Source organism: Streptomyces neyagawaensis (genome assembly GCF_023516595.1).
Lineage (GTDB): Bacteria > Actinomycetota > Actinomycetes > Streptomycetales > Streptomycetaceae > Streptomyces > Streptomyces neyagawaensis.
This window is the reverse complement of the sequence record NZ_JAMGBG010000029.1, coordinates 157,969-173,019: the sequence shown is the minus strand read 5'-3', so window position 1 is coordinate 173,019 and position 15,051 is coordinate 157,969. Positions and strand designations below refer to the sequence as shown.

Sequence of the window (15,051 nt, the reverse complement as noted above, 5' to 3'; positions counted from 1 at the left end):
CTGCCTTCTCACTTCAGGAGCTGAAGGAGCGATGAAGAAGAGCCACCCCATCCGGCGGACCCTGCTCGCCACCGCCGCCACCGTGTCCGGCATCGTGCTGCTGCTGTCGCTGAAGCCCGCCTCGGACCCGGCCGGATCGGTACAGGCCGGAGCGGCCGGGGGCGCTCCGTCGGCCCAGGGCGGGGTGGCGGCGGGCGCGCAGACCCTCACGGGCACCGCCGTGCAGACCGACTACGGCCCGGTCCAGGTCCGTATCACCGTGGACGGCGGCAAGATCACCCAGGCCGATGCCGTCCAGAAGCCCAGCGGCGGCCGGTCCACGCAGATCAGCAACGACGCCGTCCCCAAGCTCAACCAGGCGGCCGTCGCCGCGGGCAACGCCGACATCGACGCGGTGTCGGGCGCCACCTACACCAGCGACGGCTACAAGAAGTCCCTCCAGTCCGCCCTCGACCAGGCCGGCAGCGCCCAGGGCTCGGGCGGGCAGGGCTCGGGGGCGCAGACGCTCACAGGTACGACCGTGCAGACCGACTACGGTCCGGTCCAGGTGCGTATCACCGTGGCCGGCGGCAAGATCACCAAGGCCGAGGCCGTCCAGAAGCCCAGCGGCGGCCGGTCCACGCAGATCAGCGGCACCGCGATCCCGAAGCTCAACCAGGCGGCCGTGGCCGCCGGTTCCGCCGACATCGACGCCGTCTCCGGCGCCACCTACACCAGCGACGGCTACAAGCAGTCGCTCCAGTCCGCCCTCGACCAGGCGGGCAAGGCGCAGGGCTCGGGTGGGCAGGGCTCGGGCGGCGGGGCCGAGGCGGGCGGTTCGCAGGACGCGGGCGGCGGCACGGCGGACTCCGGGGCCGGGAAGTCGACGGGCACCCAGGTGCTCACGGGCTCGGCCGTCAAGACGGAGTACGGGCCGGTCCAGGTCCGTATCACCGTCACGGACGGCAGGATCACCAACGCCGAGGCTCTCCAGCAGCCCAGCGGTGGCCGCTCCACCCAGATCAGCGGCACCGCCATCCCCAAGCTCAACCAGAACGCCGTCGCGGCAGGGAGCGCCGACATCGATGCTGTCTCAGGTGCCACGTACACCAGCGAGGGGTACAAGAAGTCCGTGCAGTCCGCCCTCGACCAGGCGGGCTGATCCTGTGGCCGAACCCGCCGGGGCGGCCGCGCCCGCCCAGCTGCGGCACGCCGAGGAGGTCATGGGCACCGTCTTCTCCTTCGACGTCCGGGGAGGCGAGCCGGCGGCGATCAGGGCCGCGCTCGACGAGGCGGTGGCCGGGCTGCACACCGTGAACGAGGTGTTCAGCACCTATCGCGAGCAGAGCCAGATCTCCCGGTTGGCGCGGGCCGAGACCACCATCGAGGAGTGCGACCCGGAGGTCGCCGAGGTGCTCGGACTGTGCGCCGAGGCGGAGCGGGTGAGCAACGGCTGGTTCAGCGCGACCTACGAGGGCCGCTTCGATCCGACCGGCCTGGTGAAGGGGTGGGCGACCGAGCGGGCTGCCCTGCGTCTGGTCGAGGCGGGTGCGGCCGGGGTGAGCGTCAACGGCGGCGGCGACGTCCAGCTGTGCGGTGTGCCCGGCCCCGACCGGCCCTGGCGGGTGGGCGTGGCCGATCCGTTGCGGCCGGGCGGGCTGGCCGCGGTCGTCACCGCGGCGGGGGCGGACCGGTTGGCCGTCGCCACCTCGGGCACGGCCGAACGGGGCGCCCATATCGTCGACCCGCGCACCGGGAAGTCCGCGGTCACGGACCTGGTGTCGGTGACGGTGGTCGCTCCCCGGCTGACCTGGGCGGACTGCTGGGCGACGGCGGCGTTCGCGATGGGGTCGCGGGAGGGGCTGGCCTGGCTGGAGTCGCTGCCGGACGTGGAGGCCCTGCTGATCACGGCGGGCGACGAGGTGCGGTGCACGGGAGGGCTGGCCTCCCGCCTGGGGTGAGACCGGCCCCGGACTGCGCCCGGGGCGGGGGCGCCGGACCGGGCAACTTGGAAGCGGGGAAGCCTCCCGCGTACGCCGTCGGCGTGCGCGGGAGGCTTCCCCGTTCTCCGTTGCTTCCGGCCCGGTGGCCGGTCGCTCAGTGGCCGTTCTGGGCCAGCCGCAGCAGGTGGTCCGCGAGCGCCTGCCCGCCCACCGGGTCACGGCTGATCAGCAGCAGCGTGTCGTCGCCGGCGATGGTGCCGAGCACGTCGTGCAGTTCCGCCTGGTCGATGGCCGAGGCCAGGAACTGGGCCGCGCCCGGCGGGGTGCGGAGCACCACCAGGTTCGCGGACGCCTCCGCGGAGATCAGCAGCTCCGCGGAGAGCCGCCGCATCCGCTCCTCCTTCGCCGACTCGCCGAGCGGCGCCCGGGGCGTACGGAAACCGCCCTCGCTGGGCACCGCGTAGATGAGGTCGCCGTCGGTGTTGCGGATCTTCACCGCGTTCAGCTCGTCCAGGTCCCGGGAGAGCGTCGCCTGGGTGACGCTCAGCCCGTCGTCGGAGAGCAGCTTCGCCAACTGGCTCTGCGAGCGCACCGGTTGCCGGTTGAGGATGTCCACGATCCGCCGATGGCGTGCCGTACGGGTCTGCGGCACCGCGGGCCCCGCCTGGTCGTGCTCCTGCGCCTGGCTCATCGTCGTCCCATTCCCCGGATCATCCGTCCCCCTTGGCCACGTCCAGGACACCGGGCAGCGCCCTGAGGAAGGCGTCCACCTCGGCCTCACCGATGTTCAGCGCCGGCATGAGCCGTACGACATCGGGGGCGGGCGCGTTCACCAGGAGACCGGCGTCCTGAGCCGCCTGCTGCGCCTGGGGCGCGAGCGGCTCGGTGAGCACGATACCCAGCAGGAGGCCCGCGCCACGGACATGGGCGATCAACGGGTGGCCGAGGGACTCGATTCCCTCCCGCAGCCGCTCGCTCTGCCGCTTCACGTTCTCCAGCAGGCCCTCGGCCCGGATGGTCTCCAGGACGGCGAGCCCGGCGGCGCACGCGACGGGGTTCCCGCCGAAGGTGGTGCCGTGGTGACCGGGCTGCAGGAACTCCGCCGCCCGGCCGAAGGCGACGGTCGCGCCCAGCGGGAGTCCGCCGCCGAGGCCCTTGGCGAGGGTGACGACGTCGGGCAGGACGCCCTCGTGGGCCTGGTACTCGAACCAGTGCCCGGTCCGGCCGACGCCGGTCTGCACCTCGTCGAGGACCAGCAGGGACCCGGTGGCCGCGGTGATCGCGCGGGCCGCCTTCAGGTAGCCGGGGGGCGGGACGACGACGCCGTTCTCCCCCTGGATCGGCTCGATGATGACGAGCGCCGTCTCCTTGGTGACCGCGGCGGCCAGGGCCTTCGCGTCGCCGTAGGGGACGTGGGTGACGTCGCCGGGCAGCGGGTGGAAGCCGGTCTGCTTGCCGGGCTGGCCGGTCAGGGCGAGGGCGCCCATGGTCCGGCCGTGGAAGCCGCCGGTGGTGGCGACCATATGGGTCCGCCCGGTGAGCCGGCCGATCTTGAAGGCGCCCTCGTTGGCCTCGGCGCCGGAGTTGCAGAAGAAGACCTTGCCGTCCCGGCCGAAGGCCTCCAGGAGCCGTTCGGCGAGCGCGACGGGCGGCTCGGCGACGAACAGGTTGGAGACATGGCCGAGGGAGGCGATCTGCTTGCTGACGGCCTCGACGATCGCCGGGTGGGCGTGGCCGAGGGCGTTGACCGCGATTCCGCCGACGAAGTCCAGGTACTCCTTGCCGTCGGCGTCCCACAGCCTGCTGCCCTCACCGCGGACGAGGGGCAGTCTCGGGGTGCCGTAGTTGTTCATGAGCGAGCCCTGCCACCGCTGGGTCAGCTCTGCGTTGCTCGCGGTCCCGGTCATTCGGCGTCCCCCTCGGTCACGGCGTCGGGCACGACCATCGTGCCGATGCCCTCGTCGGTGAAGATCTCCAGCAGGATCGAGTGCTGGACCCGGCCGTCGATGACGCGGGCGGTGTTGACGCCGTTGCGCACGGCGTGCAGGCAGCCCTCCATCTTCGGCACCATGCCGGAGGACAGCTCCGGCAGCAGCTTCTCCAGCTGGGAAGCGGTGAGGCGGCTGATCACCTCGTCGCTGTTCGGCCAGTCCTCGTAGAGGCCCTCGACATCGGTGAGGACCATGAGGGTCTCGGCGCCCAGCGCGGCAGCGAGTGCCGCAGCCGCCGTATCAGCATTGACGTTGTAGACATGTCCGTCGTCCTCGCTCCGGGCGATCGACGAGACGACCGGGATGCGGCCGTCGGCGAGCAGCGCCTCGATCGCGCCCGTGTCGATGTCGGTGATCTCGCCCACCCGCCCGATGTCGACGAGTTCCCCGTCGATCTCCGGCTGGTGCTTGATGGCGGTGATGGTGTGCGCGTCCTCGCCGGTCAGACCGACGGCGAGCGGTCCGTGCTGGTTGAGCAGGCCGACCAGTTCACGCTGCACCTGTCCGGCGAGCACCATGCGTACGACGTCCATGGCGTCCTCGGTGGTGACGCGCAGTCCGGCCTTGAACTCGCTGACGATGCCGTGCTTGTCGAGGGCGGCGCTGATCTGCGGGCCGCCGCCGTGCACGACGACGACGTTCAGGCCGGCATGCCGCAGGAAGACGACGTCCTGGGCGAACGCCGCCTTCAGCTCCTCGTCGATCATGGCGTTGCCGCCGAACTTGATGACGACCGTCTTGCCGTTGTGGCGGGTCAGCCAGGGCAGCGCCTCGATGAGGATCTGGGCCTTGGGGAGAGCGGTGTGTTTCCGCGTGGTGCTCATGAGGAGTAGGCGCTGTTCTCGTGGACGTAGTCGGCGGTGAGGTCGTTGGTCCAGACGGTGGCGGTCTCGGACCCGGCGGCGAGGTCGGCGACGATGTGCACCTCGCGGTAGCGCATGTCGACGTTGTCGCGGTCCTCTCCGACGCCGCCGTTCTTGCAGACCCAGACGCCGTTGATGGCGACGTTCAGCCGGTCGGGCTCGAACACGGCCTGCGTGGTGCCGATCGCGGACAGCACCCGGCCCCAGTTGGGGTCCTCGCCGTGGATGGCGCACTTGAGGAGGTTGTTGCGGGCGATGGAGCGGCCCACCTCGACGGCGTCGTCCTCGGACGCGGCGTTGATCACCTCGATCTTGATGTCCTTGCTGGCGCCCTCGGCGTCCCGGATCAGCTGCTGTCCGAGGTCGTCGCAGACGGTGCGTACGGCCTCGGCGAACTCCGCGTACTCCGGGGTGACGCCGGAAGCGCCGGAGGCGAGCAGCAGCACGGTGTCGTTGGTGGACATGCAGCCGTCGGAGTCGACCCGGTCGAAGGTGACCCGGGTGGCCGCCCGGAGGGCCTGATCGAGGGTCTCGGCGTCGACGTCGGCGTCGGTGGTGAGGACGACGAGCATGGTGGCGAGGCCGGGGGCGAGCATGCCGGCACCCTTGGCCATGCCGCCGACGGTCCATCCCTCGCCCTGTGCGACGGACGTCTTGTGCACGGTGTCGGTGGTCTTGATGGCGATGGCGGCCTTCTCGCCGCCGTGCTCGGACAGCTGGGCGGCGGCGGTGTCGACGCCGGGGAGCAGCTTGTCCATGGGGAGCAGGACGCCGATGAGGCCGGTGGAGGCGACGGCGACCTCGGCGGCGTTCAGACCGAGGACGTCGGCCACCTTCTCGGCGGTGGCGTGCGTGTCCTGGAAGCCCTTCGGGCCGGTGCAGGCGTTGGCACCGCCCGAGTTGAGGACCACGGCCGAGACCCGGCCGCCCTTGAGGACCTGCTCGGACCAGAGCACCGGCGCGGCCTTGACCCGGTTGGAGGTGAAGACGCCCGCGGCGGCGAGGCGGGGCCCGTTGTTGACCACGAGGGCCAGGTCCGGGTTGCCGTTCTCCTTGATTCCGGCGGCGATCCCGGCCGCCGTGAATCCCTGTGCTGCCGTCACGCTCACGGCGCCACTCCGATCGTCGTCAGCCCGGTGGACTCGGGGAGCCCGAGGGCGATGTTCATGCTCTGGACGGCACCGCCGGCGGTGCCCTTGGTGAGGTTGTCGATGGCGCTGATCGCGATGATGCGGCCCGCCGCCTCGTCGTACGCGACCTGCACCTGAACAGCGTTCGAACCGTGGACGGACGCCGTGGCGGGCCACTGCCCCTCCGGGAGGAGGTGGACGAAGGGCTCGTCGGCGAAGGCCTTCTCGTACGCGGCGCGCACGGACTCGGCGGTGACGCCCGCCCTGGCCTTGGCGCTGCACGTGGCGAGGATGCCGCGGGACATCGGCGCGAGGGTCGGGGTGAAGGACACGGAGACCTGCTCGCCGGCGACCCCGCCGAGGTTCTGGATCATCTCGGGGGTGTGCCGATGGCCGCCGCCGACGCCGTACGGGCTCATCGAGCCCATGACCTCGCTGCCGAGCAGGTGCGTCTTGGGGGCCTTGCCGGCGCCGGACGTCCCGGACGCGGCGACGATCACGGCCTCGTTCTCGGCGATGCCCGCCGCGTACGCGGGGAAGAGGGCCAGGGTGGCGGCCGTGGGGTAGCAACCGGGCACCGCGATGCGCTTGGACCCCTCCAGCGCGGCGCGGGCGCCCGGCAGTTCGGGGAGGCCGTAGGGCCAGGTCCCGGCGTGCGGGGAGCCGTAGAACTTCTCCCAGTCGGCGGCGTCCTTCAGCCGGAAGTCGGCGCCCATGTCGACGACGAGGACGTCCGGGCCGAGCTGCTCGGCCACGGCGGCGGACTGCCCGTGGGGCAGGGCGAGGAACACGACGTCGTGTCCGGCGAGGACCTCGGCCGTGGTCTCCTGGAGGACCCGGTCGGCCAGCGGCAGCAGGTGCGGCTGAAGGGCGCCGAGGCGCTGGCCGGCGTTCGAGTTGCCGGTCAGGGCGCCGATCTCGACCTCGGGGTGCGCGAGCAGCAGGCGCAGCACTTCGCCGCCCGCATACCCGCTCGCTCCCGCCACCGCTGCACGTACCGCCATGGAAAACCCTCCTCCTGGATGGCATGACTATACGTTTCGCTGCACGTTTATGCAATCAGTGATCGCGGGGGTGGGTGCTTCGCGTCCGCGACGGAGGGACACCGGACTGCGGGATCGGCTGCGGCTCGGGGACGACTGGCCACGTCGGTGGAGTTCGACGTGGCAGGTGGGTGCCGAGGAGGTCTGTTGGCCGGTCCGGGATGTGGCTCACGTGCCGGTGATGTCGTCCCGGCCGATGCGGGGGTTCACGTGGCGGGCGAAGTGCGGCATCGCCCCGGCCCGGAGGCGATGGCGTCAGCGGGCGGGAATCATGGCTTCGAGTCGCTGAAGGAAAGTGAGCGTGCTGGTCGCGCTGGACTTCTTGAGGGCGTCGGAAGTGCTGTCGCAGCCGTTCCGGCTGGACTTCCGTTCCGGCTGGACTTCGAGCATGCGGGCACGCGGGTGGGCATGCGTGGCACATCCCGGACTTCCTGGCCGTGATCGGCGGTGGGATGTGGTTGCTGGACGTCCGCCCGATAAAGCTGATCAAGGAAGAGGCCGCGCTGGAGTTCGCGGCGGCCAGGGAAGTGGCGGCCGCCTGCGGCTGGCGGTACTCGTGGTCGCGGGCCGGCGGCCACACGTCTGGAGCGTCCTCGACCAACTGTCCTCGCGCCGGCGGCGGGCGAGGGACCTTCTCGGCATGCGCGAGCAGCCGCTCACCGTTACCAGCGGGCAGCAGGGGCAGGCGAGGACGTTCTCCGACCTGACGGAGGCGACCGGCGCGCCTTCCGTCGGCCGGGCGAACATCGTCCGGCTGCTCTGACACCGCGAGCTCGGCGTTTGCCTGGGCTGTCCCTTGCGCCACAGCTCACTGAGCGTTTTCAGCGTTGACGCTCCAGGGTGAGGACGGCGGCGGCGATGACCGTCATGCGGTTAGGGCCGCAGCGGGCTCTGCGGAAGACACGCCAGGACTTCAGTCTCGCGACGCTTCGTTCGACCGGTGCTCGTGCCGCTGACAGGGCCCGGTTGATCGTCCGCTGGGTCGCGGTGAGGTCCTGGTGGGGAAGACGTCTGATCGGCGTGGTCACCCACGAACCGCCCCCGATGTGGGCGCGGTCGACGAGGACGGGAACGCCCTGGCGTTCGAAGATTCGGATGATGCGGTGGGTGCGGGCCGCGGTCAGGTCGTGGGTGCGGCCGGGCAGTGCGGGCGAGATCCACAGCAGCCTGCCCGCAGGGTCGGCAACAACCTGGAGGTTCACGCCGCGGTGGCGGTGCTTGTGGGAGAAGTCGGCCCGGCTGTCACCCACCCGGTCACACTCGGCGAGAGTTCCGTCGAGCAGGACGTGACCGGGATCCGTTTCCCGCAGGACCCGCAGCAGCCCGGGCGCCCGGCGGGACAGATGGCTGACGACGGTGGTGACGTAGGCGTGGGCGGTGCCGACGGATATACCGAAACCGGCGGCGATCTGCGCGAGCGTGTCATGCCGGCGAAGGTAGACCAGGGCGACGAGAGCACGCTGGTGAGGCGGGAGCTTGCAGCGGCGGTCACCCTCACGGGTGACGATGAGCATGGTTGCCCACTCGACCAGGGCATGCGGGAGGTCGAGTGCGGCAGGATAGGGAACCAACGAGGCTCCTGCGCTGATGAGTTGAGACGTCGAACACCTCTCTCAACGGCACAGGAGCCTCGTGCGTTGCGGGAGGCCACCCTGGCTTTGTTTACGAGAAGCGACAGCCGACACTCACCATTTCCGGAGGCGGTCACGAGGGCCGCAGCGTTCGCATTGTTCACGAGCTGCGGCAGCGCCATTGCCAGATCCTCAGTGGCGGTACGCGGCCGTCGCGATCTTGATGAATGATCGGGTCAACGGGTTGGTGTCTCCTTCGTTACACACAGCCACCACTCGGCTCGGCGCCATGTCGATCAGCGGCACCACGGTGAACTCCGCGGGCAGGTCGTGTCCGAGCGGGGCCAGGCCGACCGTGCCGTTCCACAGCACAGCCTGCAGGCATTCCTGGACGGCGCGCACCACTGGTCCCTCCCGCGGCCTGCCACCGTTCCAGTACGACTGCCAGATGGGGTCTGTGCCCTGCGGGAACTGGAACCACCGGCGGTCGCGCAGCTCGGCCAGCCGCAGCTCATCGCGGTGGGCCAGCGGATCGTCGGCGCGCAGGACGACGCCGACCGGATCGGTCCGCAGCGCACGCACCGTCAGGGCGGTCTCGTCGAACGGTGCCCGGGTGAGGGCGACGTCGACCAGTCCAGCGCGCAGTCCGCACGTCGGGTCAGTCAGATCGGTGTCGCGGATGCGGATGTCGACTCCGGGGTGGTTTCGGCGGTAGGCCGCGGCCAGCCTGGCCACTCCCGGGTCGGTGCCGTCGCCCAGGATGCCGACCGTGATAGTCGCGACGCCGGCCGCTGCGCTCACACGTACCCGGACGCGGTCGGCGTGGTCGAGTAGGGCGCGCGCCTCGTCGAGCAGCACCGCGCCCACTGGAGTGAGCGTGACGCCGGTGGTTGAGCGGGCGAGGAGCAGGGCCCCGACCTCGGCTTCCAACTGCTTGATCGCCCGGCTCAGCGGCGGCTGACTCATATGCAGTCGGGTGGCGGCCCGGCCGAAGTGGAGTTCCTCGGCGACCGCCACGAAGTAGCGCAAGGTCCGTAGCTCCACGCTGCAACGATACCCATGAGGTATCGGCTCTGCTGAATGGGTCTTGGACACCGGCGAGGTCCCGGCGGTGCACTCGTGACCATGACCGAAAAAGCGAAGACCAGCGAGCCGCAGGCCGACCCCGCCGTTTCGGTGGTGGGTCCCCACGACGGCGAGACGATCGTTCTGGGCGCCACGCGCATGCGCGTTCTGGAGGACGGCAGCCACACCGGGCACCGCCTCGCGATCGCCGAGTCCGTCCTCGCCCCGCACACGCAGGGCCCGCCGCAGCACCGCCATGGCCAACACGACGAGGGCTTCTATGTCCTCTCCGGCACCGTGCGGTTCACCGTCGGGGACGAGGACTACGACGCCGCCGCAGGGACGCTCGTCATGGTTCCGCCCGGCACCCCGCACACTTTCGCCAACCTGACCGACCAACCCGCCGTCATGCTCAGCACATTCACACCCGACCTGTATGTGCAGTACTTCCGAGACCTTCATGAGGTGCTCGCATCCGGACAGCCGCTGACGCCACAGGCCAACATCGACACAATGAGCCGCTACGCGACACAGCCCGCGACCGACCTCGCCTGAGGTCGGCGGGACGGAACGGCCCGGCCGCCCTCCTTTCGGCCTCTGGGGCCGTGGCGCTCCCGCCTTCGCGTCCGAACCCCTCGGACGACGGACCGGCCGTCTCCAGGGGCTTCCCTGGCACTCGACGCAATCGACAGGACCCCGCTAACCGGGGCCCCCGTGAACGGAAACCATGAACATCGCCTACTGGATCGTCGCGGGTCTGCTCGCGCTCTTCTACTTCTACGCAGGCACGCTGAAGGTGATCCGCACCCGCGATCAACTCCGACCGATGATGGCTTGGGTCGACCGTATTCCCCTGCCCGCCCTCAGGGCGCTGGGGGCGGTCGAAATACTCGGCGCGGCCGGTCTGGTCCTGCCACCGCTGACCGGTACCGCTCCTTGGCTGGCGTCGGCCGCAGCCATCGGCTTCGTACTTCTGCAGACCGGTGCGATCGCCGTTCACCTGACCGGGGAAGACCGCCGGATCACACTCAATGTCGCACTCACCGCCACCGCGGCCGTGACCGTCTGGTTGGCCACCAGGCCGTGACCGTGGCTCAGTCCTCGACCGGCGGAGCCGACTGCTCGGCCAACCGCCACACGGCCGCCGTCACTTCTCATGAACATCGAACACGCCATCATGTCCCAAGGAACTCTCCCTCGGCCGAGGCGAATGCCATATTCAGGCGATTGCCTCAAAAGTGATCGGAAGAGATGCAAGGAAGCGGAAGTTGAGACTTTCGAGCCACTCGGGCTGCGCCACCTCGCACTTCCAGTTGGTGGTCCGGCGCAGCAGCGCCCGCAGTGCGACGTCGATCTCGGTGAGAGCCAGTGAGGCGCCCAGGCAGTAGTGGATGCCGTGCCCGAACGACAGGTGATCAGCGGCCGGTCGGGAGACATCCAATATGTCAGGGTCGGTGTAACGGCGCGGGTCACGATTCCCCGAACCAAGAACCAGGGTCACCGACTGGCCGGCTCGGATCAGGTGCTCACCGAGTTCGATGTCGGCGAGCGCCTTCCGAGTGGTGAACTGGACCGAACTGTCGTATCTCATCAGTTCGTTCGTGGCGGGTGTCATCAGTTCAGGATCTCTGCGCAGCCGCTGAGTTTGCTCGTCGTTGTTCAACAGGGCGAGGACCGCGTTCCCGATCAGATGTGTGGTAGTCGCCTGCCCCGCGTCGATGAGCAGCAGGAGGTTGGCGAAGACTTCGTCCTCGGTGTAGTCGGCCGCCCGGAGTTGGGGACTGATCATCCGGCTGAAGAAGTCGTCGGCCGTGCCGTTTCGACGAGCGGTGGCAGTGCGGTCGAAGGACTCCCTCAGTGCCTCTATCCGCGCGTTCTGGGAGTCGGACTGGGTAAAGAACTCATGCAACAGCCCCTGCCAGCTCTCCAGGAGGTGCGTGGCGTCGCCGGATACGCCTGCCAGTTTCGCGATGACGCCACGGCTGAGCGGTTCCGAGAAGTCGTGAATGATGTCCATGCGCCCGCTCGGCAGGACCTTGTCGAGCAGTTCTTCGGCCAACTCCTGGACATGGAAGCGCATTTCCCGGGCGAGGCGGGGAGAAAGGCTCGGCCTGATCAGTCGGCGTAGCCGGGTGTGATGCGGCGGATCATTGAACAGCATCATGTCCGACAGTGTGCGAGCCAGCAGTGCAACATCGCCACGGGCCTGTTCGGGGAGGCTCTCGTAGAAATCCGGGATTCTGGCTACAGAAAGACGCCTGTCCTTCGAGAGATCAAGGATTTCTGGATGGCCGAACACCGCCCAGGTCTGCATCCATTCATCCCACTGCACCGGTGATTTTGTACGCGCCTCGGCATAGAACGAGTATGGCTCCGCCGCATGTTCGGGATCGAGCAGGTGAGAAAGATTCGTCGTATGGAGAGTGCGCATGGAAGATCCTCCAGTCCACCGCATCGAAGAAGTCGAAACCCGAGGCTTCTAGTGGGGGTACAGATCGACAGGAGTCGACCTTCATTGTTGACTCCGCGTCGAATACTGCGGTAACGGAATTCCCCAGCATCGGTCTGACACCGGCGGTCGGCGCTGTGGTCGATGGGCACCGCCAGCTCCGTTCCACCCAGGGTTTCAGGAATGAAGAGACGCAAACTCAGCGGCAGAATATCCTTCTCGCTCGTGCGCCGGATCCTCCCTTTACGGACCGCCGGATCATGAATAATCTACGGGACTCAAGCACTTCGCCCGTAATGGAATATCGAGCAGGCTAGCGATGTCCGCGAGCCGGCGTCAAGCGTCGCCAGCAAAGCACGGTTGACAGTTATTGCGCTCTTCTGGACCCATATTGCGCGCCGCCTCGCCGGCCCTTCTTGCGGCATTGACGCTGGGGTGAACGGATGCCAAAGTGAATCCTCTCCGGTCTGAGCGGAGTTCAGTGACCGTCCGATGAGCGTGTACGGCTCATGTTCGCCCGCCACTCCTGTCCGTAGGAATGCATTCTGTTGTCGGGAGTTGATACCGGTAGTACTGCTTGGACACACCGATCTCCGTGACGACTTCGACGCCCGCTCGCGCGCTGGGGCGGCAAGCCGAGGTCGTCCTTGGCCTGTTGGCACGCCATGAACCGAGCAGCATCAGCCGCGAATTAGTGTGGGAATTTTGATGACTTTGCCAGAAGAGAACTTTGCGTCGAACGCTCCACACGACGAGCTCAGCCCAGTCCATGCAGTCGTGGCCCGGATAGCCGGCAGTGATCCGCTGAGGGTCGCCGTTCGGAGCGGGGGCACCGAGCTGAGCTACGGCGAGCTCGACGCCTGGGCCAGGCGCATCGCAGCGTCTGTCCGTGCGGCAGGTGCGGGCAGAGGCGAGCGAATCGGTGTGCTCGTTGAACCTTCGAACGCGATGATTGCCGCCGCACTCGGAATCCTGTACGCCGGTGCCGCGTACGTCCCGGCAGACCCGGCCCACCCCGATCAGCGGATCGCCGATGTGTTCGCTGACGCGGGCGTGTCTGCCGTGATCGTCGCAGACGGCACGTCTGGCCGACTGCCCACGCTCACATGCCCGGTCATTCGAGCGGAGGACGCCCGAGAAGGAGAAGAGACCACGGCGGCGGCAGTCGCGGTGACACCCAATGACGCCGCATACCTCATCTATACCTCGGGCAGCACTGGCGAGCCCAAAGGCGTCCTGGTCGAGCACGGTCAGCTGTCCGCTTCCACGTGGGCACGCCGCGCGGTGTATCCCGGCGCTCCAGTCTTCTTGCTGGTGTCCCCCTTGGCCTTCGATTCCTCGGTTGCCGGGGTGTGGGGGACCTTGACCGCGGGGGGATGCTTGGTCGTAGCCGCATCTGATGAGATCCGTGATCCTGAGCGGCTGGTCGGCCTGGTGGAACGCTGGCAGGTGACCCGGCTGCTCTGTGTACCGCTCCTCTACAGCGCACTGCTGGACGCGGCGACACGGCAGGGCAGGCGGCTGGATGCGCTGGATACGGTGATCGTGGCCGGCGAGTCGCCGGCCGAGGCATTGGTGGAACGCCATTTCGCCTTGCTCGGCCGCAGAGTCGCCCTGGTCAATGAGTACGGCCCGACCGAGGCCACTGTGTGGGCCAGCTTCCGCCGTTATGAGGCCCCTGGACCGATATCCATCGGCGGGCCGGTGCCTGGTGTCCGCCTGTACGTGCTGAATGAGGAGCTGGAGCCGGTCCCACGCGGTGTAAGCGGCGAGTTGTTCATCGGCGGCTCAGGGGTGGCTCGAGGATACTTCGGTCGCCCCGAAGCGACTGCCCAGGCTTTCATCGGCGACCCTTTCACCGACGTCGAGGGCGCCAAGATGTACCGCACGGGGGACCTCGCCCGGTGGAACGACGATGGTGATTTGGAATTCCTCGGCCGCCGCGATCAACAAGTCAAGATCCGTGGCCATCGGATCGAGCTCGGCGCAGTCGAGGCTCATCTGCGTACTGCACCAGGCGTCAGCGACGCGGTCGTGGTGACGAACGCGGAGCGGACCCAGCTTGTCGGGTTCGTCCTGTCGCCTCCTGACATTTCTCCAGAACCAATCCGCGAGCATGTGGCCCGCAGGCTGCCGCAAGCCATGGTTCCGAACTGGATTCACGTGCTCGATCGGTTTCCTGTGACTGTCAACGGCAAAATCGACCGGAAACGCCTCAGTACTCTGGCAGAAACCTATCCGGGCTCCCAGACAGAGGATGAAGTCGCCGCCCCCACGGACGACACTACTGGACGGGTGTCCGCCGCGTGGGCCGAGGTACTGAAGCGGAAAGACGTTCCGATCGAGGTGAATTTCTTCGATCTGGGCGGCCACTCGCTCAAGCTCTTCGAGCTTCAGAACGCCCTTGAGCGGCATGCGGGAGTTCGACTCTCGGTTGTTGCCCTGTTCTCGCATACCACGGTGGCGGCGCAGGCAACGCTGATCCGTGACGGCGTGCCCTCGGACGAGGGTTCGGCTGCGGTCGGGCGAGCGGCATCGGACAGGCGCGCTCGCGCGCTGCGAGCACGGCGCCAGCGTTTGGAGGGCGGGGAACGGCGGTGACGGTGGAGTTGGCCTGGTTCCGGCGCGACCTCAATCATCCCGTCTTCCAGGCGCTCGGCACCCGAGCGGCGCATCCCTTCGCCTCGGGAACCCGCAACGCAGCCGGCTACCCACCGCCCGCCAAGGCCGAGAACGACTTGGGGCTTTCTGATTCCGTGCCCGCGCACAAGATACCGGCGGCCATCGTTGTCCGCCCCGCTCCGAGCCGGTCGTACACCGCCCCGGAGCGGCCGAGCGGCGCGTGGCCCGGGTGTGGCAGCAGCCGCTGACCCTGGACCGGGTCGGCTGCCACGACAACTTCTTCGACTTGGGCGGCAATTCGACAAGGCTGCCGGCCGTCCTCGCGGCGCTCCAGAAACACCCGGAGTACGAGGACTTCATCACCCAGACCGACCGGCCCGGCGCGGCAGCGACCG

15 protein-coding genes are annotated in these 15,051 nt (G+C 68.7%); 7 read left to right on the top strand and 8 right to left on the bottom strand.

The annotated features are described in order from the left end of the window. Positions 1 to 31: 31 nt before the first annotated feature. Positions 32 to 1,141 (top strand): FMN-binding protein, encoded by a 1,110-nt coding sequence (locus M8J73_RS15685; RefSeq protein WP_308408349.1) that lies wholly within the window; start codon positions 32 to 34, stop codon positions 1,139 to 1,141. Between the two features lie 4 nt (positions 1,142 to 1,145). Beyond that, the gene (locus M8J73_RS15675; protein ID WP_055536665.1) at positions 1,146 to 1,940 is read left to right on the top strand and encodes an FAD:protein FMN transferase; all 795 of its coding nucleotides are present in this window, start codon (positions 1,146 to 1,148) and stop codon (positions 1,938 to 1,940) included. 136 nt (positions 1,941 to 2,076) lie between these two features. Here M8J73_RS15675 and M8J73_RS15670 read toward each other — a convergent pair whose 3' ends face one another. From M8J73_RS15670 to argC, 5 genes are read right to left on the bottom strand one after another with little or no spacing between them, the layout of a single operon-like run. Further along, on the bottom strand, positions 2,077 to 2,613 hold the full coding sequence (locus M8J73_RS15670; protein ID WP_055536664.1) for an arginine repressor: 537 nt from the start codon (positions 2,611 to 2,613) through the stop codon (positions 2,077 to 2,079). A 19-nt stretch (positions 2,614 to 2,632) separates the two neighbouring features. Further along, on the bottom strand, positions 2,633 to 3,829 hold the full coding sequence (locus M8J73_RS15665) for an acetylornithine transaminase (RefSeq protein ID WP_055536663.1): 1,197 nt from the start codon (positions 3,827 to 3,829) through the stop codon (positions 2,633 to 2,635). Continuing rightward, on the bottom strand, positions 3,826 to 4,737 hold the full coding sequence (argB, locus tag M8J73_RS15660) for an acetylglutamate kinase (protein ID WP_055536662.1): 912 nt from the start codon (positions 4,735 to 4,737) through the stop codon (positions 3,826 to 3,828). Before argB ends, M8J73_RS15665 begins: the two co-directional genes overlap by 4 nt. After that, a complete protein-coding gene (gene argJ, locus M8J73_RS15655; protein ID WP_055536661.1) occupies positions 4,734 to 5,885 on the bottom strand; it encodes a bifunctional glutamate N-acetyltransferase/amino-acid acetyltransferase ArgJ in 1,152 nt (383 codons plus the stop codon). Before argJ ends, argB begins: the two co-directional genes overlap by 4 nt. Further along, positions 5,882 to 6,910 carry an N-acetyl-gamma-glutamyl-phosphate reductase gene (gene argC, locus M8J73_RS15650; RefSeq protein WP_055536660.1) on the bottom strand — a complete coding sequence of 343 codons (1,029 nt, stop codon included), beginning with the start codon at positions 6,908 to 6,910 and terminating at the stop codon, positions 5,882 to 5,884. The genes argJ and argC overlap by 4 nt, the downstream gene beginning before the upstream one ends. Positions 6,911 to 7,589: 679 nt before the next feature. Here argC and M8J73_RS44805 point away from each other — a divergent pair. Then, the gene (locus tag M8J73_RS44805) at positions 7,590 to 7,712 is read left to right on the top strand and encodes a hypothetical protein (protein ID WP_274757595.1); all 123 of its coding nucleotides are present in this window, start codon (positions 7,590 to 7,592) and stop codon (positions 7,710 to 7,712) included. A 58-nt stretch (positions 7,713 to 7,770) separates the two neighbouring features. Here the strand turns inward: M8J73_RS44805 and M8J73_RS15645 are convergent, their stop codons facing one another. Together M8J73_RS15645 and M8J73_RS15640 are read right to left on the bottom strand one after the other, a co-directional pair. Then, positions 7,771 to 8,520 (bottom strand): IS5/IS1182 family transposase, encoded by a 750-nt coding sequence (locus M8J73_RS15645; protein WP_055536659.1) that lies wholly within the window; start codon positions 8,518 to 8,520, stop codon positions 7,771 to 7,773. Between the two features lie 192 nt (positions 8,521 to 8,712). After that, entirely contained in the window at positions 8,713 to 9,564 is an 852-nt protein-coding gene (locus M8J73_RS15640) for a LysR family transcriptional regulator (protein WP_240500854.1), read from the bottom strand. Positions 9,565 to 9,645: 81 nt separating this feature from the next. On the opposite strand from M8J73_RS15640, the gene M8J73_RS15635 reads away from it, so the two are divergent. Further along, positions 9,646 to 10,140 carry a cupin domain-containing protein gene (locus M8J73_RS15635; protein ID WP_206187736.1) on the top strand — a complete coding sequence of 165 codons (495 nt, stop codon included), beginning with the start codon at positions 9,646 to 9,648 and terminating at the stop codon, positions 10,138 to 10,140. A gap of 172 nt (positions 10,141 to 10,312) precedes the next feature. Further along, positions 10,313 to 10,672 (top strand): DoxX family protein, encoded by a 360-nt coding sequence (locus M8J73_RS15630; RefSeq protein WP_055536656.1) that lies wholly within the window; start codon positions 10,313 to 10,315, stop codon positions 10,670 to 10,672. A gap of 132 nt (positions 10,673 to 10,804) precedes the next feature. Here M8J73_RS15630 and M8J73_RS15625 read toward each other — a convergent pair whose 3' ends face one another. Further along, positions 10,805 to 12,016, bottom strand: a complete 1,212-nt coding sequence (locus tag M8J73_RS15625; RefSeq protein ID WP_157873014.1) for a cytochrome P450 — start codon at positions 12,014 to 12,016, stop codon at positions 10,805 to 10,807. 795 nt (positions 12,017 to 12,811) lie between these two features. Between M8J73_RS15625 and M8J73_RS15620 the strand changes: the two genes are divergently transcribed. Together M8J73_RS15620 and M8J73_RS15615 are read left to right on the top strand one after the other, a co-directional pair. Beyond that, positions 12,812 to 14,635 (top strand): non-ribosomal peptide synthetase, encoded by a 1,824-nt coding sequence (locus tag M8J73_RS15620; protein ID WP_240500852.1) that lies wholly within the window; start codon positions 12,812 to 12,814, stop codon positions 14,633 to 14,635. Further along, a complete protein-coding gene (locus tag M8J73_RS15615; RefSeq protein WP_157873013.1) occupies positions 14,632 to 14,904 on the top strand; it encodes a hypothetical protein in 273 nt (90 codons plus the stop codon). Before M8J73_RS15620 ends, M8J73_RS15615 begins: the two co-directional genes overlap by 4 nt. Positions 14,905 to 15,051: the final 147 nt, after the last annotated feature.